24 protein-coding genes are annotated in these 24546 nt (G+C 45.5%); 6 read left to right on the top strand and 18 right to left on the bottom strand.

The genetic code is table 11. From position 1 onward, the window contains the following. Nucleotides 1-13: 13 nt before the first annotated feature. From MSMTP_RS06720 to MSMTP_RS06710, 3 genes are all read right to left on the bottom strand, one after another. Entirely contained in the window at nt 14-235 is a 222-nt protein-coding gene (locus tag MSMTP_RS06720) for a hypothetical protein (protein WP_048178353.1), read from the bottom strand. Between the two features lie 733 nt (nt 236-968). Beyond that, entirely contained in the window at nt 969-2144 is a 1176-nt protein-coding gene (locus MSMTP_RS06715; RefSeq protein WP_048178352.1) for an ABC transporter permease, read from the bottom strand. Between the two features lie 137 nt (nt 2145-2281). Beyond that, nucleotides 2282-3457, bottom strand: a complete 1176-nt coding sequence (locus MSMTP_RS06710) for a Loki-CTERM sorting domain-containing protein (RefSeq protein ID WP_048178351.1) — start codon at nt 3455-3457, stop codon at nt 2282-2284. A 500-nt stretch (nt 3458-3957) separates the two neighbouring features. Between MSMTP_RS06710 and MSMTP_RS06705 the strand changes: the two genes are divergently transcribed. Further along, a complete protein-coding gene (locus MSMTP_RS06705) occupies nt 3958-5415 on the top strand; it encodes a cobyric acid synthase (RefSeq protein WP_048182921.1) in 1458 nt (485 codons plus the stop codon). A 408-nt stretch (nt 5416-5823) separates the two neighbouring features. Here MSMTP_RS06705 and MSMTP_RS06700 read toward each other — a convergent pair whose 3' ends face one another. The 3 genes from MSMTP_RS06700 to ala all read right to left on the bottom strand — a co-directional run bounded on the left by MSMTP_RS06700 (nt 5824) and on the right by ala (nt 7781). Then, nucleotides 5824-6030: a helix-turn-helix transcriptional regulator gene (locus MSMTP_RS06700; protein WP_048178350.1), complete on the bottom strand. Its 207-nt coding sequence runs from the start codon at nt 6028-6030 to the stop codon at nt 5824-5826. Between the two features lie 21 nt (nt 6031-6051). After that, the gene (locus tag MSMTP_RS06695; protein ID WP_052718299.1) at nt 6052-6447 is read right to left on the bottom strand and encodes a hypothetical protein; all 396 of its coding nucleotides are present in this window, start codon (nt 6445-6447) and stop codon (nt 6052-6054) included. Nucleotides 6448-6800: 353 nt separating this feature from the next. Beyond that, nucleotides 6801-7781, bottom strand: a complete 981-nt coding sequence (ala, locus tag MSMTP_RS06690; protein WP_048178349.1) for an alanine dehydrogenase — start codon at nt 7779-7781, stop codon at nt 6801-6803. Nucleotides 7782-7983: 202 nt separating this feature from the next. Here ala and MSMTP_RS06685 point away from each other — a divergent pair, with 202 nt between their 5' ends. Further along, nucleotides 7984-8673 (top strand): DUF434 domain-containing protein, encoded by a 690-nt coding sequence (locus MSMTP_RS06685; RefSeq protein WP_048178348.1) that lies wholly within the window; start codon nt 7984-7986, stop codon nt 8671-8673. A 97-nt stretch (nt 8674-8770) separates the two neighbouring features. On the opposite strand, the gene MSMTP_RS06680 is transcribed toward MSMTP_RS06685, so the two are convergent. Together MSMTP_RS06680 and MSMTP_RS06675 are read right to left on the bottom strand one after the other, a co-directional pair. Next, complete coding sequence (locus MSMTP_RS06680) at nt 8771-9820, bottom strand: lipopolysaccharide assembly protein LapB (protein WP_048178347.1); 1050 nt, start codon at nt 9818-9820, stop codon at nt 8771-8773. Nucleotides 9821-10095: 275 nt separating this feature from the next. Further along, entirely contained in the window at nt 10096-10485 is a 390-nt protein-coding gene (locus MSMTP_RS06675) for a hypothetical protein (RefSeq protein ID WP_231582947.1), read from the bottom strand. A 334-nt stretch (nt 10486-10819) separates the two neighbouring features. On the opposite strand from MSMTP_RS06675, the gene MSMTP_RS06670 reads away from it, so the two are divergent. Further along, nucleotides 10820-11761 carry a metallophosphoesterase gene (locus MSMTP_RS06670; RefSeq protein ID WP_082090528.1) on the top strand — a complete coding sequence of 314 codons (942 nt, stop codon included), beginning with the start codon at nt 10820-10822 and terminating at the stop codon, nt 11759-11761. Here the strand turns inward: MSMTP_RS06670 and MSMTP_RS19045 are convergent. After that, nucleotides 11748-11939, bottom strand: a complete 192-nt coding sequence (locus tag MSMTP_RS19045; RefSeq protein ID WP_156153711.1) for a hypothetical protein — start codon at nt 11937-11939, stop codon at nt 11748-11750. The two genes, MSMTP_RS06670 and MSMTP_RS19045, sit on opposite strands and share 14 nt — an antisense overlap. 24 nt (nt 11940-11963) lie before the next feature. Next, nucleotides 11964-13151, bottom strand: a complete 1188-nt coding sequence (locus MSMTP_RS06665; protein WP_048178346.1) for a tetratricopeptide repeat protein — start codon at nt 13149-13151, stop codon at nt 11964-11966. Nucleotides 13152-13533: 382 nt separating this feature from the next. Here MSMTP_RS06665 and MSMTP_RS19040 point away from each other — a divergent pair, with 382 nt between their 5' ends. Next, nucleotides 13534-13683, top strand: coding sequence for a hypothetical protein (locus MSMTP_RS19040; protein WP_156153710.1), 150 nt, complete (start codon nt 13534-13536; stop codon nt 13681-13683). Between the two features lie 12 nt (nt 13684-13695). Here the strand turns inward: MSMTP_RS19040 and MSMTP_RS06660 are convergent, their stop codons facing one another. From MSMTP_RS06660 to MSMTP_RS06650, 3 genes are all read right to left on the bottom strand, one after another. Then, a complete protein-coding gene (locus tag MSMTP_RS06660; protein ID WP_048178345.1) occupies nt 13696-14880 on the bottom strand; it encodes a tetratricopeptide repeat protein in 1185 nt (394 codons plus the stop codon). 239 nt (nt 14881-15119) lie between these two features. Continuing rightward, on the bottom strand, nt 15120-16295 hold the full coding sequence (locus MSMTP_RS06655; protein ID WP_048178344.1) for a tetratricopeptide repeat protein: 1176 nt from the start codon (nt 16293-16295) through the stop codon (nt 15120-15122). Between the two features lie 299 nt (nt 16296-16594). Beyond that, on the bottom strand, nt 16595-17287 hold the full coding sequence (locus MSMTP_RS06650) for an aspartate/glutamate racemase family protein (protein ID WP_048178343.1): 693 nt from the start codon (nt 17285-17287) through the stop codon (nt 16595-16597). A gap of 338 nt (nt 17288-17625) precedes the next feature. Here MSMTP_RS06650 and MSMTP_RS06645 point away from each other — a divergent pair, with 338 nt between their 5' ends. Next, on the top strand, nt 17626-18429 hold the full coding sequence (locus tag MSMTP_RS06645; protein WP_048178342.1) for a sulfite exporter TauE/SafE family protein: 804 nt from the start codon (nt 17626-17628) through the stop codon (nt 18427-18429). Nucleotides 18430-19004: 575 nt separating this feature from the next. After that, nucleotides 19005-19412 carry an FxsA family protein gene (locus MSMTP_RS06640; protein ID WP_048182909.1) on the top strand — a complete coding sequence of 136 codons (408 nt, stop codon included), beginning with the start codon at nt 19005-19007 and terminating at the stop codon, nt 19410-19412. Here the strand turns inward: MSMTP_RS06640 and MSMTP_RS06635 are convergent. The 5 genes from MSMTP_RS06635 to MSMTP_RS06610 all read right to left on the bottom strand — a co-directional run bounded on the left by MSMTP_RS06635 (nt 19402) and on the right by MSMTP_RS06610 (nt 24461). Then, entirely contained in the window at nt 19402-19620 is a 219-nt protein-coding gene (locus MSMTP_RS06635) for a hypothetical protein (RefSeq protein ID WP_048178341.1), read from the bottom strand. The two genes, MSMTP_RS06640 and MSMTP_RS06635, sit on opposite strands and share 11 nt — an antisense overlap. 616 nt (nt 19621-20236) lie before the next feature. Next, on the bottom strand, nt 20237-21721 hold the full coding sequence (locus MSMTP_RS06625; RefSeq protein WP_048177463.1) for an IS1182 family transposase: 1485 nt from the start codon (nt 21719-21721) through the stop codon (nt 20237-20239). 100 nt (nt 21722-21821) lie between these two features. Next, nucleotides 21822-22850, bottom strand: coding sequence for a nitrous oxide reductase family maturation protein NosD (locus MSMTP_RS06620; RefSeq protein ID WP_048178339.1), 1029 nt, complete (start codon nt 22848-22850; stop codon nt 21822-21824). Between the two features lie 417 nt (nt 22851-23267). Then, a complete protein-coding gene (locus MSMTP_RS06615; RefSeq protein WP_048178338.1) occupies nt 23268-23993 on the bottom strand; it encodes an LrgB family protein in 726 nt (241 codons plus the stop codon). After that, on the bottom strand, nt 23994-24461 hold the full coding sequence (locus tag MSMTP_RS06610) for a CidA/LrgA family protein (RefSeq protein WP_082090526.1): 468 nt from the start codon (nt 24459-24461) through the stop codon (nt 23994-23996). It abuts the gene before it with no gap. Nucleotides 24462-24546: the final 85 nt, after the last annotated feature.

The following is a 24546-nucleotide window of genomic DNA, read 5'->3' as shown; positions in this document are numbered from 1 at the left end:
CCATATTATATATTCAGAGGAACTCAAGGCAGAGGCAGACGTAATATTCCCTTGCTATCCTTCTGGTCCAGTCGGGCAGCAGGCAGTACCTGTCCACTACAAGCTCGTTCATGTAATACAGGGCTTCCTCAGTCCCGCATTTGCTGAGCCTCCTTATAGCTCTTCTCCTGCCAAAGAGGGAATTGTTATTGTCCAGGGCTGCAAGGTAAAATTCGTATTCTTTACTGTTGCCCATCACAGCATAAATATATGTAAACGAATATAAATATTTGTATTGAATGTAAATAAATAAGATATGTTAACAAAAATAATAAGTTCCCTCTATGATCTTCAAACAACACCAAAAGCCTGGCCTGAAGAAGAAAACAGGGAAGTGAAAAACCGACAAAAATGCTTCCGCAAACAAAATTCAAACAGAAAGAAAAAATGAGAATTCCCAATAGGTGATCAGCCGCAGGGAATCCCCCACTCAAAGTTCGCGCTATGCAACAAAGTAGCATGCCAATTTATCATAGGATACTATTTATAGTTTCCGAAATTCTTTTGAAATGACTGAAATATTTTTTAAAGCCAGGTTGACCCGGTTAAATAAAAACAAAATCAGGAAAATGATAAGGAACAAATATCCTTATGTTAACGCATTAGAATAGAGATATGAGAAATTCTCATCAGTGGTCAGTTGATGAGAATTCCTGCACAAGGTCCTTTTTGTTCGCTATGCTATAGGAAGTATGTGAACAAGGGTAAGAAAAAGATATATAATTACCGGGGATAAATTTTCAACCCGGTTGACTTATTTATCCACGTGGAACATTACAACGCCGGTAATATATTAAAAGTAGTTGAATTTTTTAAGGCGGTTTATTTTTTTAAGGAAAGATAAAAAGAAACCGGAGTTGGGGGGCCAAAACCCGATGTTCCGACAGAAGAGCACATTTCTGACAGAAGATCGCCTTTCCGGCAGAAGCTCACCTCGAACTGATAGCCTTCACAGGATCCAGTTTTGCAGCTTGCTGTGCAGGATAGATACCTGCAATAAGGTTCAAAAGAAAGACCGCGATAATGATTAAGATGATGTCCTCAGGGCGGATGACTACCGGGATAGAGCTGATACCCCCGAACTGTTCGGCGAACTCTACGCCTTCTGGATATTCGTATTCTCCGATCCAGAGAGAGATGACGATGCCGATAAGAGTCCCGAAGAAGGCCCCCAGGAAGCCCAGAATACCGCTCTGGAGAAGGAAAATCATTCTTATACTTGAGACAGAGGCACCCATGGCGCGGAGCATGCCTATCTGGCGGGTTGCGCCTATTACGGAGAGGTTCAGGGTGCTGACCACGCCAAAGGAAGCTATGATCACGATAAGGCCGAGGGTGATGCTGTTTGAGGTCCCCTCTATAGCAAGGGTGCGCAGGATCTCGGGGTTTGTCTCGGTCCAGCCTTTGGCTTCATAGCCAGTCTGTTCGATTTTGGCAGCGAGTTCCCTGTCTTTATTGAAGTCTTCGATCTGGACGGAGATCCCGCTTACCACGTCCGATACGTCGTAAAAGTTCCGGGCAGTCTCGAGAGAGCAGTAGGCAAGGGACTCGTCCAGAGGAGACCCTGTGTGGAAGATCCCGACAACCCTGAGGGACAGAGGATTTGCATCAGGGAAGGAAACGTCCACAAAATCCCCCAGTTTGACTTCGAGCCTGTCCGCGAGTTTCGAGCCAAGGACCACGGTGTTCCGCGAAAACTCGAGTTCCCGGAAGTCGCCCTCCACCATGTCGCTTTCTATTTCACTGATTTCGTTCTCCCGGGAGGGGATCACGCCCCTCAGTTCGACGTTCCGGGAATTTTCCTTGAAATTTAAGGAAGCCTTGCCTGTCAGAAAAGGTGAAACCGCTGTGACGCCTTCGATTGAATTTATTTCCTCCATCAGAGTCCTGTAAAGGTAGATGTATTCCTCGTCTTCTGTCGGGGAGACCGAGACATGAGGGAGTTTGTCCACCGTGGTGTCATAAAGTTCATCGGTAAACCCTACCATGAACGCCTGGGAAATGGTGAGTACCATCACAGCCAGGGCTATCGCTCCTACGGAAAGAAGGGTCTGGAATTTCCTGGCCCGGATCTGCCGGAGGGCGATAAACAGTTCGTAGCGCATGGGAATTCACGGTTTCCTTATTGATTATTCGTTTACTGATTTTTGTTTGACCTGCAAACTTAAATTATCAGTTTAACCTGCAAAATTGACCTGCAAACTTAAGCTGCTGAAATTAGGTATTTGGGCCGGCATTACATTTAGCTTCGTTTCCTGAAAAGAACCGCAGAAACACCAAGTACTGCCAGTACCGCAGCGGCAGAAAAGCCCGGGATACCTCCCGCACCGTCTTCTTCCGCAGCTCCGTCTCCCGTACCTGCAGAGTCTGAATCGCTTCCATCAGCTCCGTTCACATAGGAGTAGGACGACAGGTCAGACTCGATAATTGTCTCCCTGCGCTCTATCACGTCCCCGTCTTTGCCTGTAAGTTCTATCTCGAGCCTGTAAACACCCCTGGGAAGCCTCTCCTTCCAGGCGACTTCAACGGTCTCATCGTCGTCTGTCAACAGCACGGGCACCCTTTCCCGGGCTGAATCAAAAGGCCTGGCTGTTTCGGAAGCGGCATTCTCGCCCAGTTCGTAGACAGTAAATATCAGGTTCCCTTCGAAAGGCACCTGGGACCTGCCAAAGACAGTTGCACTTGCCCCGGTCTCGTCTTCGTAAATATCAGTAATTTCTGCGTCATCCTTCGCTGTGAAACTTTCCGTAGCTGCGATAAACTCCCGCCTCGGGGAATAAACCTGGATCTTCACCCTTCCCAGGTATTCCCTGTTGTTTTCAAGCAGGGTGCCCCAGGCTGCGGAGAAAGCTTCAGGGGAACCTGTCAGGGCAACTTTCTCGGACCTGGTCGTGTACACAACGTCCGAACCGTCAACAAGCATGTACTCGATATCGAAGAGCACCGGTTCATTGGGAGAGATTACCACACTGATCCCTTCGGAATTAGGGACCAGGTCATTGACCCTGACCCTGGGAATGGAACGGCGCCCGTAGACAAATTTGTACTCAGCCTCGGAAAGTAGCTCCTTATCCCGGAGCAGGCGAGCTTTAAGGAGGTATGAACCGTCTTCAGCTCCCTTTACATCCCAGAACCCCACCTTTATAACCCTGGTGTTTGCGGGGACTTCCTCAACAGAAAAAACTTTCTTTACGAGCACCTCCTCGGTGTTACTCTCAGTCCTGACAAGAGAGGTTTCAAGGGTCAGGTCTTCATTCGGCACCTCCGAATAAACAGTCACATCAAAAGATTCGAGGTCACTGTAGAGCTCGGATATGCGGGGCATGCCCGCGTCCCCTGCCTGAAGGGTTTCGGCTGCAAAGGCTGGCTGTACCGGCATGATAAGAAGCAAAATGAATAGGAAAAATACGGCTTTCATGGTCTTTTTTCCCCGGATTCGATACCAGAAAGATTGCTTTGATCTTATTTAAAAGAAGTGCAATCCCAATTGGCAACCCTGAATTGGCAACCCTGAATTGGCAACCCTGAATTGGCAACCCTGAATAAACTCAAGCACATCCAGGAAAGAGTGAGGAAGGGATTGGGTTCAGAAGAAATTGAGATCCGAAAAAACAGAAGGCTTTAAGGAAGCAAATCCCGAAAGAAACAAAGATTGAGAAAGGAAAAAATAATGTGTAAAAAGACGGCTTTTTTAAGGAGATCAAAAAACCTGCCAGGCGTCAGAAACTATATATCCTTGGGCAGAAGTATAAGAATGCAATTATTTAATTTAAACAAGTTTTCTTGATTTAATACCCACAGTACCCAAACATTTTATTATAACTGCGAGATCATAATAATATTCATTGATGTTATTTCGGGAATAATATTCACTAACAATACCCACAATCAGTGTTCGAGAAGACGGATATGGTAAAAATGGATACGAAAAGCGTCTTAATCCTGGGAACCGCTTCACATGTTGGGAAGAGTTCAGTTGTGACCGCCATTTGCAGGATCCTGTCCAGAAAGTACAGTGTTGCCCCCTTCAAGGCCCAGAACATGAGCCTGAATTCCTGGATTACAAAGGACGGGAAGGAAATCGGGATTGCACAGGCGATTCAGGCGAAAGCTGCCGGCACCGAACCCACTGCCGACATGAACCCGGTCCTCTTGAAACCGAAAGGTGACTGCGTTTCCCAGATTATTCTGCTTGGGGAACCTTACGCAGACAGGAGCGCAGGCCAGTACTACGATTCTATCGAGGAGATGAACGGAGTCCTGGAAGGGGCCCTGGAAAGGCTCGGGAACGAACACGACATCATTGTTATGGAAGGAGCAGGCGGGGCTGCTGAAATCAACCTCTATGAAAGGGACATCGTAAATGTAGGCACTGCAAGGCTTACCCAGGCCCCGATTATCCTTGTAGGAGACATCGAAAGAGGTGGCGTTTTTGCAAGCCTCTACGGGACCATAGCCCTCCTGCCCGAAGACGTGCGGAAAAACGTCAAAGGTTTCATCATCAATAAGTTCAGAGGCGACCTGGAAATCCTGAAGCCGGGCTTAAAGGAACTTGAGGAAAAAACCGGAATCCCGGTACTCGGCGTACTCCCATATTTCAAACTCCACATCCCCTCCGAAGACTCGGTCTCCCTGGGGGACAAGGAAAACTCGAAAGCGGAAAAGAAAATCGAAATTGCAGTCATCCGCCTGCCCAGAATCTCGAACTTCACGGACTTCGAACCCCTGGAAAGCCACGCCAACATCCGCTATGTGGACCTTGACGAAGAACTTGGAAACCCCGACGCAATCGCCATTCCTGGCACAAAGAACACCATCAACGACCTGCTTGACCTCAGGGAAAGCGGCATGGCCAAAAAAATCGCGGCGTTCAAAGGGAAAATCCCCATCTTCGGGATCTGCGGCGGCTACCAGATGCTAGGAAAGACCATCTTTGACTCAGGTATCGAAAACGGGGTCGAAGCTGAGTTCGAGGGCCTCGGGCTCCTGGACATCAGGACAAAGTTCGGAGAATACGAAAAACGGACCATCCAGGTCACAAAAACCGTCAATGCCCACGGCCCGATCCTTGCCCCCATAGACGGAGAAGAAGTAAAAGGCTACGAGATCCACATGGGCGCAACTGACTCGAAGCGACATGTTTTCGGGGACGACGGCTCCATTGATGAGGAAGGCCTTGTTATAGGCACCTACCTCCACGGGCTTTTCGAAAACGGAAACATCAGGAACGCTCTGATGAAGTACCTCTACGAGAAAAAAGGCCTCGAATACGAACTCGAAGAAGTCATGACCGAAGACGGTGCCTACGAAGAACTTGCAAGAGTGGTGGAACAGCACATTGATATGGATAAGCTCTACGAAATCGTCGGGGCCTGAATAAATTTAAAGAAACGTCAAAAAGAAACATTAAAAAGAAACATTAAAACATTTAAGTAAACTCGGCATTAAAAGGAAAGTGGACAGGTACTGCGTAGCCGTGCAGTACCCATACCTGTTTTTAAAATGAGGGTATTGAGCAGGTTTTCAGGGAGAGTATATGGGAGTATTTTGGGACAAAAATTTTTCATTATACCATTGGGGCAAGGTACAACTATTTTTGGGGGGTAATGTATAAATCTCCAAAACAGTTAACCGCTAAACAATTACCCGGTTTGTTTTCAAGTATTTATGGATTATGAATTTTACTTCCTTAACAAAAATCAGGTTAACCTTCAACTTAAAGCCGCCCTCAAAAAAATCCCGGATATAATATATAAAAAATTGAAATATAATGGACCATCCGGCTCATTCCAGGTCCGAGTCCTCAAAGATAAACAACTCCTCAATTGTCGTTTCCAGAACCCTTGCAAGCTTGTAAGCAAGCTTTAAAGAGGGGTTATACTTTCCTTTTTCAAGAAAAACGATGGTTTCCCTTCTTACCCCGACCATCTTTGCCAGAGCTTCCTGGGTCAGGTCATACCGGGCCCTGAATTCCTTTATCCTTGTTTTCACGAAGTGACCTCCGGGGCCTTATTATTCAACATCACCCTTACGCATGAAATACCACCTGAAAATATTTGCGGAAATAATCATGAAGAAGAGCAGTATTCCCAGCACTCCCTTTGCTGTAAGTTCAAGCAGTTTGAAGTAGTCCACCCAGATCAGGACCGTAATTAGCACCAGGGTCAGAAACCAGGAATAGGTAATCCCGTAAGCAGCCAGCTTCTTTGTCCTCTCATCCTTGTCAGGAAGATCCCCGCTCTTGAAAAGCTTGAACACCGTAGCAAGAAAAACGATCAGGCCTGTGTTGATAAGGACAATAGGAATCAGAATGTCAACTTCAAGAAAAGCTGCAACCAGCATCCCGGCAAGCAATATACCCAGGCCCATGAGCAGTTTGTACTTATATTTTTTTTCAATGTATTCCACTTTAAACGCCTCTCAAACCGATCCGCATGTTTGTTGACTATTTATAACCACATATTGCATATTTCCAACATAATGTTATGTATTTGCAACATTGAGTTAGAGATAGATAACTCTTCATGATATTTAAAGGTTTCCGGATGGCAGAAAAAAATAGTTAGTAATTTACAACATATTGTTGGAGAAATCAAACATAATGTTGTAAATACATAACATAAAACCGAATATAAAACTTTGCCTGCATTCTGTGGAGGATGAGTAAGGGAAACAAAAAAGGAAGCAGAGAAAGGGAAACAAAAAAAGGAAGCAGAAAAGATAAACGGAAAAGAAAATCAAAAAAGGCTTTAAAAAGCCTTTCAGAACATCCTGACTTCCCTACCAAAGCCCTTCACAACAGCTCTTTCATAGACAAGGTTTGCAGTTGCGACGTCCTGGATTGCAAGGCCTGTTGAATCGAAGATCGTTATCTCCTCATCGCTGGTCCTGCCGGGCTTCAGGCCTGTGATAACTTCCCCTAGCTCGGCGTGGATGTCGTTTTCGGAGATGTAGTGCTTGGAAAGCGGGACATTGACTTCCCCCGAGTGAACGGCCTGTACCATGTCGTCTACAATGATTTTGGAGCGCATCAGGAGTTCGGGGTCAAGTTCTTCTTTCCCGACAGCATCGGCGCCGATTGCGTTTATGTGAGTACCTCCCCTGACCCATTCGGCTTTTACGACGGGTTTTCGAACCGGGGTGGTCGTGAAGAGTATGTCGCAGTCACAAACCTTTTCAACGTTTTCCTCAATGCTGATTTCACAGCAGGCCAGGTCTTCCATTTCTTGTTTGAACTTTTCACTGCTCTTCCGGGTCCTGGAGGTGATCTTTACCATTTCGGGTTCAAAGACTTCACAGAGGGCTTCAAGCTGGCTCCTTGCCTGGTTCCCGGTCCCTATCATGCCGATAATTCCGGAGTCTTTCCGGGCAAGATATTTTGCGGCGATTCCGCCTGCTGCTCCTGTCCGGATGTCGGTCAGGTAGGTCCCGTCCATGATTGCGACGGGAGCCCCGGTTTCCGGGGAGATCAGGACAATAAGCGCCATCACGGTGGGGAGGCCTTTCATCGGGTTTCCCGGGTGGACATTTACGATCTTCACGCCCGTAACGTCCTCCTCCTCAAGGTAGGCAGGCATGGTCCTGAGGTCCCCGTTGTATTCGGCATAGTATAGATAGGACTTGGGCGGCATCTGCACCTTGCCAAGGCCGTGCTGCCTGAAAGCACTTTCCACCACTTCCATATCAGAACGCATATCAATGACACTTTTAACTTCTTCCTGATCCAGCCACAACACTTCCATAATAGTAACCCTCCAGCCTGAACTCCAAACGGCCCGCAGCCCAAACCGGGCTGAAACTTAGAAAAGCCAGGGGATAAACCGGTAGACGCACAGGCAAATTGACCACTGACTCAACAAAGATCATAATTAATTGTGTAAATATGTATATATAACATATAGCCTCACTCACTTAAAGAACCTCCTTTCGGAAAGGGGACCGGCCATGCAGGAGCAGTCAACCGTTTTTTTAATAGAAAAATTACTTAAACCCGCAAACGACGTCCGGAGTATCCTCCGCTGGGGCTACCCGAAGTTCGCAACCATCCGTTTTGTAGCCGACCACTCCCGGCTCAGCGCCGAAGAGCGGCACATCCTTACCAGGGTCATCATGCCCCCGGACAGGACCGTTTCCAGGGCAAAGAAAAAGATAGGGTGTAAAGAAACAGGAAACAGGGACATTCTCCTCGACGGATACAACGTCCTGCTCACCGTGGACAGCCTGCTGAAAAAAGAGCCAATGTGGTTTTGCGACGACAGCTACATCCGGGACACACGTTTCTATTTCAGCAAAGCAAAGCACGCCCAGGACATAGAGGAAGCCCTCGAAACCGTCCTGGATTTTCTCTCCGAAACCGGACCTAATACCTCAACCTTCCTCCTCGACGCCCAGATCAGCCGGAGCGGGGAACTTGCCGGCTTAATCCGCCGCAGAATGCAGGAAAAAGGTATTCCCGGCGATGCCCGGACCTCAAAACACGTCGATTTCGACCTGAAAAAAGAAGGCGGGAAACCCGAAAGTGACTTTGTGGTCGCAAGTTCGGACGGGATCATAATCGATTCGGTCCTGCAGGTTCTCGACATCCCCGCCTGCCTCATGGAAAAAAGAGGAATTGAGCCTTTGAGACTGTATTGAACTTTTAAGGCTGTATTGAACTTTTAAGGCTGTATTGATTCTGTTTTTCATTTGTCGAATTTCAAACCGGATTTACCGAATTTTTATTCATCCCGGTTCACTCTTCCCGGCTGCATGTCTGAGCCTGCCGATACAACTCTTCGGCTTCGGAATACTGCCCTTTTTCCCGAAGGAGGTCTCCGTATCCGCAGAGGGTATCCATGTGCCTCGGGTCAAGTTCCAGGGCTTTCCTGTACTGGACCTCGGCCTCGTGCCGGTGACCGAACCTTGCAAGGAGCCGGGCATACTCACAGCAGGTTTCCACGTCATGGGGGTCCAGTTTGAGAGCATGCTTGAAATGCTGCCTGGCCCCATGGACTATGCCGTACCTGGAAAGCAACCTGGCATAAGCTCGGTGGATCTCCGGGTTTTCCGGGGCTGCCTTCAGAGCCGCTATGTAATGGATTTCCGCCTCCAGAGCATCCCCTTCCCGTTCCAGGAGGAGGGCATAGCGGAAGTTCGATTCTACATGGTCCGGATCGAATTCGAGGACCCGCCCATAATGATAAATTGCTTCTATCCTCTGCCCGAGTTCGGAAAGCAGGACCCCGTACCAGCAATGGGTCTCCACATGCCTGGGTTTCAGGATCAGGGCCTTTTTGTAAGCGGCTTCGGCATCTTTTATTCTCCCGAGCCTGTGAAGGAGCAGACCGTAATTGCAAAGCGTGTCCACATGGTAGGGGTTAAATTCCAGGACCTTCTCGAACAGTTCCCGGGCCCTTTCCAGTTCCCCAAATTCCGCAAAAACTGCCCCATTCCTGCTTAGAGCCTCAACATTGTCCGGGCTTGACTTTAGCAGTTCCTCGTATACCCCCGCAGCCAGCTCCTTTTCCCCGAGAGCCGACGCGGTATTTCCTGCGCTGAGAAGGCCTTCTTCGCGAAGCTTTCCCCCTGCAAGCTCGGCGCAGGCCCTGGAAAACACATATTTTTCCTTATACATTTTATCAGCATCAAAGACGGCTGAAAGCTTCAGCAGGGTTTCCGGAGAAACCGAATGTTTGCCTGAAAAATCGACTACAAATTCAACAGCACTTTTGAGATCCTTTTTATTCGATGCAACCCGTTCGATTACATCAGAAACAAGAGTATCGACAGCATCTATCTCCATGCCGAAAAAACCTCCAGGGGATAAAACTCCCGGGAAAAACCTCAGGAAATTTCCCTTTAAAGTAAGTTTATTCGACTCTCTATAAATAATTAGCCTTATTAAATTACACCGAATAAAATTCAAGCCATTTTAATCAGTTCCTTTTAACACAGCTTCGGGCAGTTAACACAGATTCAGGCAGCTAGTGTCGCGTCAATCCTTAAGGATTGAACAATTCTGGATAGTTGTGACTTATTTCATACGACATTTTACTGTTGACGCGACACTAGCCGCAGTCAATCCCTTTTAACATGCAAACTGTATCTGGTTTCAACATCATACATGCCCTTAAGCTCACTTTCTTCCAGAAAGCCTTTTTCGAGAAGTTCACTCAGCACCTTTCGGTCGACAGATTCCACCATATCCCAGAGACCCTTTTTCTCAAGATAGGGCTTCAAACTCGTGATATGCCAGAGTTTCCACTCCGCCGCCTGCCGCCTGAGCTCCACATTCCCTATCCTCAACAAATCAATGGCTTTTTCCCTGCAGATGTCCAGAATATGTTTCCTGAGTTTTTCCCGCCGGGCTTCCAGCCTGGCTATCGCGGAAACCAGGCCTTCATACTCAAGCACCACATCGGCAAGGTCCATCTTTTCAGGGTCCTGCCTGTTGATTTCAAGTTCCACTTTCCCCACTCCAAAAAGTCTTATTTTTAAATTCGAACTTAAATCTTAGTTAAAGTTCTGTTCAGGTTTTATTTGCGGAAATTTATCATTTTCCGGTATTTCCTGCTCTTTCATATATGCAGGGTTCGGGTTTATACCTTCTACCAGAAAAGGGACAGCATTTTCAAAAAAATGGTAGAAACCTGCAAAGGCTTACTGAAAAAAGCGGGAAGAAACGTTTATCGATGCAAAAATTAAATTACTGTGCGCTTCAAAACATAATTAACCATACTTCAAAACTTAATTAACCGTAAAAAAAGAGGATTTAAGACCACTTTTCTTCAGGGGTGATCCAGTGCTTTCAGGAGAATTTCCCAATAAAGATGTCATCGATAAAGCTGCCGCAAAAGAAGCCCTTCGTGCCCTTCTACCGGAAGCTAACCGCATTTTCAATTCAGAACCCAGCGTGCTCCGGATTGAGGAAGAACCTGTCATGCTCGTGGGGGACATCCACGGCAACCTGGAAGCTCTTGAATTCATTTTGAAGATGAGAGAAGAAATGGACTGCAAAACTCTCCTGTTCCTGGGGGATTACGTGGACAGGGGACCGCAGGGTGTGGAAGTGCTGGTAAGGCTTTTCCGGTTAAAACTTGAAGACCCTGAAAACATTTTCCTGCTGCGCGGGAACCACGAAACGGTGGAGATGAACGTCTACTACGGTTTTTTTGAGGAAATAGGCTTCGACCCGCTGTTCCTGGCCGGGATCAGCCGGACATACAAGGAAATGCCAGTGGGAGCCGTGCTTTCGGGACATACCTTCTGCGTACATGGAGGCATCACCGGAGTAGAGGAGATCGAGAAGATCACGAAAGAAAACGCTTTTCCCTACCTCTGGAACGACCCCTCGGAAAAACCCGGACTCAGCGCCTCAAGAAGAGGAGACACGGTAAAAGAATACGGACCTGACCTGGTAGACGGCTTTCTGGAGCTTAACGGTTTAAAACGGGTCATCAGAGCCCACACCGCCATCAAGGACGGGTACGAATGGTGGTTCGGGGGAAAACTACTCTCCCTTTTCTCCTGCCCGGATTATGTGGGGTTCAGAAACTCTGGAGCCTTTGCGCTGTTCGGGGACGGAAAGGCCGGAGAAGTAAAAATAGAAAAAACAGGGGTCAAGAAGGAAGAAACTGGAGAAAGAGAGCCCGGAAAAAAAGAGCTTAAGCTCTTTGTATTCGGAAACACGAAGACCGAAACACGGAACGAAGAACAGGGGTATTCTCTGCTCAAATCCCTGTGAAAATTTTTATTAAACTTTTGATATCCCTGCCTTTAAATGAAGAACCTGGAAGGTGCCTGGAAGAATCTGGAAGGTGCCTGGAAGAATCTGGAAAGCATCCTGAAGAAGCTGCAAAGCATCTGAAAGCACATCTCAGGCAGAATATTTCAGTCATACCTTGCCATTCAAACCTTGCCATTCAAACCTCGCCGGTTAAACATTCTCAGTCGAGGATAATCCAGGGTTCCAGCATTTTGTCCATGATATCCGGGTCGAGCTGCATAGCTTTATTATACTGTTTTTTCGCTTCATCGAACTTACCCATTTTTCTGAGAAGCAAGCCGTAGCTGTAATGGAAGGGGGGGTAATAGGGGTTCAGGCCAAGGGCCTTAATGTACTCTTCTTCGGCCTCGACAAAGCGACTGATCTCGGTAAGGAGGTTCCCGTAGCTGTAGTGCCCTTCGGCACTTTCGGGATCCAGATCGAGGGCCTTTTTGTATTCCATTTCAGCCTCGTACCTCCGCCCGAAACGGGAAAGGAGGTTTGCGTAATTACAGTGGGTCTTTGCATCATTTTCATCCAGAGCAAGGGCTTCGATGTACTGTTCTTCGGCTTCGGACACCCTGCCTTCCCGGGCAAGGAGGTTGCCGTAATGAAACCGGCTCCTCCTGTGACTCGGGTTCAGGTCAATAGCCTTCCTGTACTCATCCTCCGCTTCGGAAGCGCGTCCCAGGAAAGAGAGTAGCGACCCGTAGTTGTGGTGCAGCACAGGGTTTTCGGGGTCCAGGTTGAGTGCGGCCCTGTATTCCTCTTCGGCTTCCCGGATACGCCCCAGCTCAAAGAGCAGGTTTGCATACCCTCCTCTTGCCGGGACATAGTCCGGACAGGAAGAAAGTGCCCGGGAATAGCACTCTTCGGCTTCACTTACCCGCCCCATTTGCGCTAAAAGACATGCATATCCTGAATTTGCCTTCACATGCCCTGAGTCAAATGAAAGCGCAGCCTGATACTCATTTTCAGCTTCGGCGATCCGCCAGAGTTCCATGAGCAGGTCCCCATATGCCGACCTGACGTCCGCATTTTCAGGGTTTTTTGTGAGAGCTTCCATATAGTTCGCTTCGGCCTCGCAGGGTAAACCCAGGAAGTGAGCCGCATTACCTACAGCAAAAGAGGCATCTTCCCGGAGCTTTCCGGAAGCCAGCCTCGAGCAGGCTTTTGCGAATACATATTCTTCAAGGGGCATCTTCTGCTTTTTGCAGGCATCTGCAAGGTCAAGCAAAATTTCAGGGGGGAAAGATTTTTTTTCAACAAATTCCAGGGCAAAATTAACCGCAAAGCAAAGGTTTCTATGGTCCGATCCGATCTTTTCAACAACGGAATATACAATTTCATCAATCGAGTTGAAGTCCATTATCCGACCTCAAGAAAGAGAATTTTGTTCAAGTTTGTGGGTTGGTAGGGTTGGTAGGGATGGAAGTTAAACATCCCGAATATATTTTAAATAGATTCGAATATATTAGTTAGTTATTGAATAGATTTTATAGTGTCAGATATAAGATTATAACCATAATATAACATCCTTTCCCTTTGTTCCTCAATATAAAACAGTTAACGAAATTGAAAAAACCAAGCTACTGATCTTGAAATTGTCGGAAAAAATATCAATGAAGAAAATACCCGAGAGTCAAAAGAGTATTCTTAGGGAAGGTGCTCCGATTGAAATAAAGAAAGCAAAATCCCAAAACCAGGCACTTTCCATCAATGAAAAAAATTATAATGATTAATAATGAACAATGGGATTAACGGAAGGGAAGAATAGAAGAGAAGAACAGAAGGGAAGAACAGAAGGGAAGAACAGAAGGGAAGAACAGAAGGATAAAAACGAAAGAAAAAACAAAAGGAAAAACAAAAGAAAAAACAAAAGAAAAAAAAGATTGAAATAAGCCATCCCGAACTCAATCGAAGAAAACCCACTGGCAGTCCTCACTCTCAAGAGAATAGTTCTCCTTCAGGGCCAGGACGTAGTGCTGTTTTGCTTCTTCCGTTCGCCCCAGTTTTTTCAGAAGGGAGCCATAGCTGTAATGGGTCCCGGTATGCTCGGGGTCCAGAACAAGAGCTTCCATATACTGGGCTTCGGCTTCTTCCACTCGCCCTTTCTTCGCGAGCAGGCGCCCGTAATTGTAGTGAGGGGGTGCCCTCATGGAATCCAGGGAGAGGGATTTTAGGAACTCTTTTTCAGCTTCGGTACTGCGCCCGCAGTCCAGCAGGAGCAGGGCATAGTTGCAGTGGAGGTCGGCATCTTCGGGAACCAGTTTAAGGGCTTTCCGGTACTGGGTCTCAGCTTCGGAAACCCTGCCCTGCCGCGAGAGGAGGTTCCCGTAGTTGCAGAGGGCATGGATGTGCCGGGGGTTCAGGGACAGCACTTCGCTGTACTGGACTTCGGCTTCCTCGAGCCTTCCGAGAGCAGAAAGGAAAATCCCGTAGTTGTAGCGGGTGCCCACATGCTCCGGGTCAAGTTCAAGGGTGGCAAGGTATTCTTTTTCCGCCTCATCGTTTCGGCCCAGGTCGGAGAGCAGGTTAGAGTAGTTGGAGCGGGCTCCCACATGCTCAGGATCGGAGGCAAGGGCAAGCAGGTATTGTTCTTCAGCTTCCTCGAGCCTTCCTATTTCGGCAAGGAGAAAAGCATAGTTGCAGCGGGAACTGGCGTGGCCGGGATCGTTTGCGAGCGCATTCCGGTACAAGCATTCCGCATCTTCAAAGCGTTCAAGGTCAGTCAGGAGGGACCCGTAATTACAGAGGGTAGCAGTATGCACCGGGTTTTCTTCCAGGACAAGCCGGTAGCAGTATTCGGCTTCCTCAAAGTAACCCATAAGATAGGCCATCACACCCGTGATAAAAAAGGCATTTTCCCGGGTTTTTCCGGACCCAAGCCTGGAACAGGCTTTTGCAAACACATACTCTTCCCGGTACATACCCTGCTGTTCGCAGACCGCAGCCAGCTCCAGCAACATTTGGGGATGTACAGCGTTCGTGGCAGCAAAATCGAGGGTAAAATCCAGAGCTGAATCAAGGGATTCACGGTCCGGCCCTATCTTTGCAATCACAGCAGATACGAGTTCATCAACTCTAGAATAGTCCATCGGTGATGCACCTCTCAAAAATAAGTTTCCCTGCCATCTATAAATAATTATTTATATAGTTCTGACAAATATCCAAATATTTTTAATATAAAGGGAAAAGTAGAAAAAAAATAGAAAAGAAGAGTTCTGCCGGATTAACCGGAAATTCCTGAATTAAAAAGAATTGACTGAATTAACCGAAAATTACCGGATTAACCAGAAATTACCGAATTAAACGAAACCTATCGGATTAGCCGGAATTAAAGCATAAAGGTTGGAAGTTCCGAAAGAAAATCCTTTGTGGAAACAGCCTTCAGATAGTGTTCCTTTGCTTCTTCAACCCTTTCGAGTTTGAAGAGGAGCATGCTGTAATTATAGCAGGTCTTAATGTCTTTGGGATCATGTTCCAGGGCTTCCCGGTATTTGTCTTCAGCTTTCCTGAGCATTCCGAGCCTTTTAAACAGGTTTCCGTAATTGCAGAGAGTGGGCACATGGAACGGGTCCGTTTCAAGGACTTCCCTGTACTGGAACTCAGCTTCCCTGTAGCGCCCAAACTCGAAAAGGAGCTGACCGTAGTTAGCGCGGGTATCCACATCCCCGGGGTCAAGCCTGAGCACCAGCCTGTACTGGGTTTCAGCCTCATCAAGCCTGCCGGATTCCGAAAGCAGGTTCCCGTAGTTGCAGAGGGCATTTAAATGACCCGGGCTTACTTTCAACACTTCCCTATAATGATATTCGGCTTCCCCGAACCTCCCTTCCTGCTTCAGGAAGTTGGCATAATTGTAGTTAGCTGCCACATGCTCAGGAACTTTTTCAAGCACATTTTCAAACTGGGCTTCTGCCTCCTCCTTTCTCCCGAGTTCTTCCAGAAGGTTTGCATAGTTGCAGCGGGCGTTTGCATGCCCGGGGTCCAGTTCGAGTACCTTTTCAAATTCGTATTCCGCTTTTTCCAGTTCCCCGAGTTCATAAAAAAGATTTCCGTAGTTGCAGTGGGTGCTGACATTCCCGGGATCAAGTTCCAGAGCCAGTTTGTACAGCTTTTCGGCTTCAACCCGGTTTCCGAAGTCTGCAAGGACGATTCCCTTATTGCAAAGGGCATTTACATGCTCCGGGTCAAGCCTGAGCACCTCCCTAAACTCCTCAAGAGCTTTTTCCTTGAACCCTATGAAGTAAGCGATCACCCCGGAAAGGAAATGAGCCTCAACCCGCACCTTCCCGGTTGCCAGGCCTGCACAGGCTTTCAGGAAAACATACTCTTCCCTGAACATGCCCCTGGAATCGCAGATCTTTGCAAGTTCCAGAAGGCAATCGGCTGAAATCGCATTTTCCCTTGAAAAGTCAAGAGCAAAATCAACCCCGAGGTCCAGCCCATTTTCATCCTTCCTGACAATCTCCACGACATCAAAGACAAGTTTGTTGAGTGCATCCAGGTCCATAAAAATCAAATCTCCCAAAAATCCGGAAAAGTTTCTATCGGAAAAAATAGCATTTCCAAAAACAATCCCGATAAAGTTCTATTCCCAAAACAGGTTCCTTCAAGGTTATATTTCCCAAAAAGGCTCCCGGAACAGTTTTGTCTTACCCACTAATCATTTACTGTTTGGATAATAAATACTTTTTTATAATACAAATACTCACAACACAAGTTAAAAAAGTTTAGAATTTGAGAAATTAGGGAAATTAAGAATGAGAATATGAGGAGCCATTCAAAAAATCAGGCAAACCCTCCAAAAGCTCACTCCAGAGCAAATTCAACCGCCGCAAGCGCATGAATTTTAGTCGTATCAAACACGGGAACTTCCGCGTCCTCCTGCCCGATAAGCAGCGGGATTTCGGTACACCCGAGGACGATGCCCTCTGCTCCTTTTGAAACAAGGTCTCCGATGATTCCCCTGAATTTTTTCCTGGAATCTTCCTTTATAACACCCAGACACAGTTCATTGAAAATCACGCTGTTCACGAATTCCCGATCCCCTGCCTCAGGAATAAGCACCTTAATTCCGAACTTCTCTTCGAGCCGCTCCCTGTAAAAAGCTTCCTCCATGGTAAACTTCGTACCCAGAAGCCCTACTTTTTCCAGCCCTGCCGCCTGGATCTCCCCGGCAGCCGCATCAGCAATGTGCAACAACGGGAGCCCGGCTTTTGCTTCCACCTTTTCCGCAAGTTTGTGCATGGTGTTCGTGCAGATCATTAGGAAATCCGCTCCCGCCTCTTTCAGTTCCAGGGCAGCCTCTCCCAGGCAGGCTTCAAGCCCTTCCCAGTCCCCGATGACCAGCATTTTTTCGATTTCCCCGAAATCAACCGAGTAGAGGACGCACTTTGCGGAATGCAGCCCGCCCATTCTCTCCTTTACCGCCTCATTAACAAGCCTATAATATTCGAGGGAAGATTCCCAGCTCATCCCGCCGATCATTCCTATCGTTTTCATGCAAAAACCTCAAATAAACCCTGTTTTCGATATATTCGATACAATAAAACACTTTTAATTAATTAAAGTATCATGTCTAACACGTTTCATGTCTAACACGTTTCATGTCTAACACGTTTCATGTCTAACACGTTTCGTGTCTAACACGTTTCATGTCTGACACGTTTCATATCTACACGTTTCATATCTACACTTTTCACATCCAGCACTTTTCACATACAAGACGTCTCAAAACTAAAACCTCTCAAATCCAAAACGCCTCAAAACTAAGACATCTCAAAGCTAACACGTTTGCAGAATAAAAAGATCCTACATATTCACAGGAGAAAACGATTACAATGCCTGACTGCCTGACCTACTCCTTTCTCTTTCCCGTAGCCGTCATTATTGCAATCCTTGCTATGTCCGCAGGCATTTCGGGCACGAATTTCTGGATTCCGGTCTACATCATATGGCTTGGATTTGATACGAAAACGGCTTTCTGGCTCGGGCTTTTGACCATGATCTTCGGGTTCGGTTCCGGTGTGCTCAGGAACCTGAAACAGGAAACCGTTAACTGGTACATAGTGAAAGAGTACCTGAAAATCACGATCCCGGCAGCTATTGTAGGAGCCCTGCTGGTTCCATTTGCCCCCGTTGGACTACTTCTGCTCCTCTTTGCAAGTTTCATCCTGGGATACGGGAGCTACCTCATATACCGCTACTGGCTTTACAGGAGGGGAAAAGTCCCGGAAGAATTCGTAACCCGTGATAATATATGCTGGAAACGCGCTGCTGTTGCCGGCTTTTTGAAAGGGCTCATCGCAACCGGGCTTGGAAAGCTGATAACCCCCTGCATCCTGGAGCATAAAGAAATCAGGTCTCCTGCGGAAGCTGTGGGTTCCACGGTCCCCATAATCTTTGTTGTGAACATTATTGCCCTCCTCTTCCGCTTGACCCCGGACTTTATTCCTGTCCTGATAGAACAGAAGGTACTTATCTTTGATACGATGCTCTGGGTAGCTCCGGGAGTGGTCCTGGGAGGGCAGATGGGCCCGGCTGTTGCAAGAAGGTTCTCGCCGCAGGGAATGAGGCTTTATGTGGGGGTTCTGCTAATCGGCGTCAGCATGCTGATATACCTGAGGGCTTTTGCCCTGATTTAAATAATCAAACGGCTTCGTAGAAAACCAATCTAAATCAACTCGAAATTAGGCTTTGTAGAAAACCGATCTAAATCAACCCGGACAGGGTAGCTGTAATTATCCTGTTCATCTATTCCAGACAACCTTTTTTCGATTTGTTTTGTAGGTACCGGCGTTCTCACCGGTCAGCTTGCTGACCGGCTTTTCCATAAAGGATATTTTTATGAGTATTTATGTGAGTAAAAATAGTGTGGAAGCGCCCAAAAATATGTTTGGACAACTATAGTCCCGGATGTAAATATTTACACTTATGTTATAACTACGGAAGACACGGAAAGCACGGAAGGGTTATTCCCCCATTTACTTTATTCAGTATTTTCCGCACTTTCTGTGATTAAATTTTGCCTTGAGATTAGCGAAAAAGGAAAGACTCAAAAAACGAAACACAAAAAGCAAAAAACTCCGGAAGGCAAAAACAAAAAACTCCAAAAAAACAATATAGGTGGAGTGGTTAATAAGTGTAAGACCCAGGTATCAGGCAAAAAACCGAAAAAACTTGTTTGATAACCATTAAACAACCCCAGAAAAGGATAAACATGTTTCTAAAACTCTTTTCCCTTTTCCTGATTATTCCCCTCGTGGAACTCTACCTCCTGCTCAAGATCGGAGGCATAATCGGCGCTTTCAACACAGTGCTGGTCATCTTCATAACCGCAACCATTGGCGCTTACCTTGCAAAAAGCCAGGGTTTCCTTGTACTCCGCAAGATCCAGGAAGCAAACAGCCAGGGCTACATGCCCGGCAACGAACTCCTGCACGGCCTCTTCGTCCTCATCGGCGGCTTTGCCCTCCTTACCCCCGGCTTCCTGACCGACGCCATCGGGTTTTCCATGCTCATCCCCCAGATCCGGGAAATCTACGTGGGCATTGCAAAAGAGACGCTCCGGAAAAAGATCGAAAGGGGAGATGTGCAGATGCAAATGTACACGAATTTCAGGCCCTGAAAAGGGAAAACGCCTGCTTTTTACCTTTTACTGTTCTTTTTTTCAGCCCGGTATCGGCATCGTTCTCCTGCCCTGTAAACCCGTATTTCTCCAGACCTCCTAACCTGACCTGGCCGTATGGGAAATAATCGATGCATTCGACCTCAAGCCCGCCTTCGTTACAAAGTATTCGGAACTTTAACAGCCATTTAACAGCCGAATTTTCCACAGGAACTCGGAACCCCGGGCTCTCACCGGGCGCGAGCGCAGCGAAGCGGCCGGCTTTTCCATAAAAATTCATAGAAAAAGACGCGAAATTTTATGGGCAAAACTTTTTTCCAATGTATTGATTAAGAATTAAGGCTCCAGATTTTTCCTGTATACTTCTAATCAGTCATCGGGATGCTCTTTTTGAGAATACATTGAAAATTTATGAAAATTCATAGAAAGTTATATTTCACCCCCCAAAAATACATACACGAAAACCTCGTGCAAACTAAAGGAATTTAAAGAATAAAATTTTGGCTTTGTAGAAGACCTCTGAATCTTGATTTTTCCTGTAATTGATTTAGATGTGATTTCCACAGCCGTTATTTTCGAAACAGCAAAATGAACAAATAAACCATCATGCCAATCACAGATAAGAATATCAACGCAGTACCGTCTCTGAACGGTCTTTTAAGATATTTAATGTAGTCTATTTTATTGTTGTGAATGATGTTATTGTTGCTGTCCTCTGAAAAATAAATATCCTCAAGCTGTCTCAAAACCATTTTGAATTCTACAATTGGGTAATATCCATTTCCATTTCAATTTTTATTCAAAAAAAGATCAGTTTTCATTGATCAACGTACCATACTTGCCTTTCTTGCAGTAATTCCCCCTTTATTCCTACATTCATTTCCTCTCCCGGTTATCATATTCAGTATTTCCTTCAGGCTTTTTCCTTCTCTTTTCATGAAATCTGCTATTTTCTTTATGTTGTGTACAGTACACATCATAAGAAACTCAATTTTTGTCTTCCTTTTCCCTCTCAAAAGAAATTCCCTGAATCCTCTATCCTGTTTCATCTGGCCAAACACAGGTTCTACAGTACACATTCTTTTCTGATACTGTTCCGTTCCTTCTTCTGTATTCAGTTTAGCCCTCATATTCTCCATGAGGTACTCCCTTGGATCTCTTGATATTGTCCTGTTTTCACTCTCAGTACATGCATTTTTTAACACACACAAAGAACAATACTTGCAGACATAATACCGTAAATCTGGCTCATCATTCCTTTTTTGGATTCTTGTAAATGGGATTTCAAAAGCAGCAGGGCAATAATAACAGTCCTTTTCCGGATCATATTTAAAGAGAGATTTTCTGAACTTCTTTGTTTTTCCCCTTTTCTCTACTTCATAAAAGTTATCAGGAATATAAGCATCAATTTCTTGATCGAGTAAAAATTTCACATTATCATATGAAAAATAACCTGCATCTGCCAGCACTATTGTCGGCTTGTATCCCAGTGTTTCCTTTACATTTTCTATCATTGGTACAACTTGATGCAAGTCATTTTCTTCATCGACAACGTCTGATGCAACGATTATTTGTTCCTTTTCATCAACAGCAACCTGACAATTATAGGAAGGTTTCTTGCTTCCATCTTTATGCTTCATAATTTTAGCATCGTTGTCTGTGATGTTTACTTTTTTTAACTTTTCTTCGTCAATTTTTTTCATAGCAGCTTTGATTTTCTCTACTCTTTTCTGCTTGTTAACCAGTTCTTCTGGCACCTGGTACGGTGTCGAATCACCATAAATTTCGTCTTCCTGTTTATCGATCTCAATGCTTTCTTTGAGTATCTTATCGATCTCTTTTTTGAGAGCGTCGGAACTTTTACTTTGTCTTGGTGAAGCGTTTGCCTTAACCTTTGTTCCATCGATCGAAATACTGGAACCAATCATATCCATTTCCTTACAAAACGTGACAACCTGTGAAAATATTTCTTTAATAGAGTCAAGATGAGTTGAACGGAATCGACAAATAGTGCGGAAATCAGGTTTTTGCATAGCTGCAAGGTACATAAAAGCAGTATCAGTTTGTGTCATTTGCTCTATCTTGCGTGAACTTCTAATGTTTATAAGGTACCCGTAGAGTAAGATTTTTAAAAGAAATCTTGGGTGATAGGCAGGACAACCTTCCTCAGAGTAAGTGGACTCAATATCACTGATATCAACGAGATCTATGAGGTCGTTTAACACTCTGGCAATATGGTTTTCAGGAACAAACTCTTCCAGGCTTAATGGAAGTAAAAATTGCTGCTTTTGATCGTACTTTTTGAACATGGTGAAACACTGGAATTAATTTTCTCAAATAGTGTACTTAGATGTAATACATATTTTTAAAAAGATAAATATTCCTAATATTTCTTACCCAAATGTACGATCAAGCATAGTTTTGAGACAGCCTGTCCTCATTATTTTTTAATATGTTCTCAGAAATTGTATTGTTGTTGCTATATGATTCCAGCTTAATCCCCACAAAGTTGTCAAATATGATATTATCAGTTAATTGATTGTAACTTGAATTTTTTTGTAAAGTTATGCCGTCACTAGATTTGGATATGGAATTTCGGCTAAGCATATTACCGTTGGATTCGATAAGAGCGATTCCCCTTCCTCTATTTATTGTATTATTAACTATTTTGTTAGCATCTGATTGACGCAATATTATAGAATCAAGCCGTAATAGATTATTATTATAAACTTCATTACCATCTGATTCTATCAAACTAATTCCATAGTTATTCAAATATATTTCATCAGAGGTCATATTGTTGTTTCTAACAATGTTGAAATCGCTGAAATTCCATACTGAAATTGCACCATCATTATTAATTGCAGTATTATTCTCTAAAAAATTATTACTTGATGAATTAAGCAAAATACCTCGATTGTTTTCCAAAAAAATATTGTTGCTGATAATATCGCCATTAGAATTATCAACATAAATTCCTGCCCAGTTTTTGGGTATGCCGACCCATAGCCCTTCAGAAAAATTGACAACTTCGTACTTGCCTGTTGTTTCATTGAAAGAACTTTCAGTCATGCCTGCATCTGGGAAATAACGTCTCTCGGGTTCTTCAAAAGCACCTGTTATGGTAAAACCCCGGATAACAGCATTGCCTGCAGTTAGATAAAATATATGATTGCCTGGATTTGCAGCTCTAATTATTGTATCATCGGGATTTCCGGATTTTGATATTATAGTGACTGATTTGTTAACGTCTATGTTCTCTGAATAGGTTCCAGGATACACAATAATTGTATCGCCATAATTAGCATTTTTGATAGCAGTCTGTATTGAATCCTCAGGATACACATGAATTTCATTAGCCGATACAATACCAGCGGTTGCAACCAGAAAAATGATGGATATGTTAATGCAAATTATTATGTTGTATTTAAATCTCATTCCGGTTCCCCATACTAACATTAACAAATAACTAAAATCTAAATGCAATTCACAATTATCTCTTTTAATATATGTTCGTTATCAATCAAAGTTGGAAATTATCAAGCAAAGTAGCTAAAAAATTAAAATTTCAAAATTAATTAATGAGTTTATCACAAAACCGATTTTTTTCATTAGCAACAAGTGTTTTTGTGACTATTTTTCACGATCCTAACCCAGATTACTTATCTGGAACAAGAGATTTTAATGAACAAATATTGAGCTTTAGGATATGCTCATTCAAATTTTCAGAAAAGGCCGGTCGTCTTCGACGACCGGTGAGAGCGTCGGTACCTGAAAGGCAATCCGAAAAAGGTTTTTGGAATAACTGAATGATCGGATCACGATCGCCTTTTCCGGATTAAAAGATAGAAGGCTTCAGAAAAGAAGCCCGAATACGTAAACCAGCAGCGGTGCAAGAAATACCGTAAGCAGACCCGCGATTCCGATTGCAAGCCCGCTCATCGCCCCTTCGGTTTCTCCGAGTTCTATGGCTTTGGTGGTCCCGAGGGCGTGGGAAGCAGTGCCGATGGCAACACCGACCGCAACTTTGTCTTTTATCCGGAAGCAGCGGCAGATAAACGGCCCCACGACGGCTCCAATGATTCCCGTGATCACGATGGCTGCAACGGTTACGGCGGGCAGGCCACCAAGCTGCCTTGAGATTTCCATGCCTATTGGGGTGGTAACGGACTTTGGGACAAGGGAAATGCTCAGGGCTTCATCGAGTCCGAAGAAGCGGGAAAGGACGAGGATACTTGACATTCCCGCAATGCTGCCTGCGCTTATGCCGGCCAGGATTGGAAGGGCGTCGCTTTTCAGGAGCTGGATCTTTTTATAGAGGGGGACGGCAAGGACAACGGTTGCAGGTCCCAGGAAGAAGGAGATGTAGTCCCCGCCCCGGTTAAATGTCTCGAAATCGACCCCGGTGTACATGAGGAGAAGAATTACGATAACGCAGCCCACGAGGAGAGGATTCAGGGCTGATACCCTGATCTTTTTGTACAGCACAATGCCTATCTGGTAAGCGACGAGGGAAAGCAGAATCCCAAAAAGGGGCGTGGAAATGAACTCTTCGGCAAGGTATACCTGCAGGTCCGGCATTTAGCTCACCTGCCCCTGCGCAGGCTCTGCTGTCCCTGTATTTACAACAGTTCCGGCTCTTGATTCTGCAGCAACTTTTTCAGCCGCAGCGGCGGGTTTTTCCGGGGAGCCGGATTCAGGCTGGCCTTTATCAAGGTATTTTTTCACGAGTTCCACGGTAAGCCCTGTCACGGCCAGGATTACAACGGTTGAAAGCACGGAGATTTCGAGAATCGCCGTCCACTTCCCTTCCAGCAGGGTAAAGCAGGTGATCAGGCTGACTCCTGCGGGCAGGAAGAAAAAAGCCAGGTTATCAAGCAAAAACCCGCTCATTTTGTCGATCATTTCAAGCTTGATCACGCCCGCAGACAGGCCGAAGAAGAGGAGAAGCATGCCTATGACGTTGCCAGGGACCGGAAGACCGAACGCTTTTTGCAGCAGCTCGCCCAGAAAATAAATGCTCAGGATAATTGAGAATTGTTTTAGCAAGGTTTGTTTTGCCTCCACCTGATTCAGGTGGGGTACAGGGAAAATTTCATTATATAAATTTGTTATGGGTCTGGAAAAGAGGTAC

The sequence above is a fragment of the Methanosarcina sp. MTP4 genome, assembly GCF_000970045.1.
Classification (GTDB): domain Archaea; phylum Halobacteriota; class Methanosarcinia; order Methanosarcinales; family Methanosarcinaceae; genus MTP4.
The sequence above is the reverse complement of the archived record's forward strand: the minus strand, read 5'-3'. Positions and strand labels throughout refer to the sequence as shown.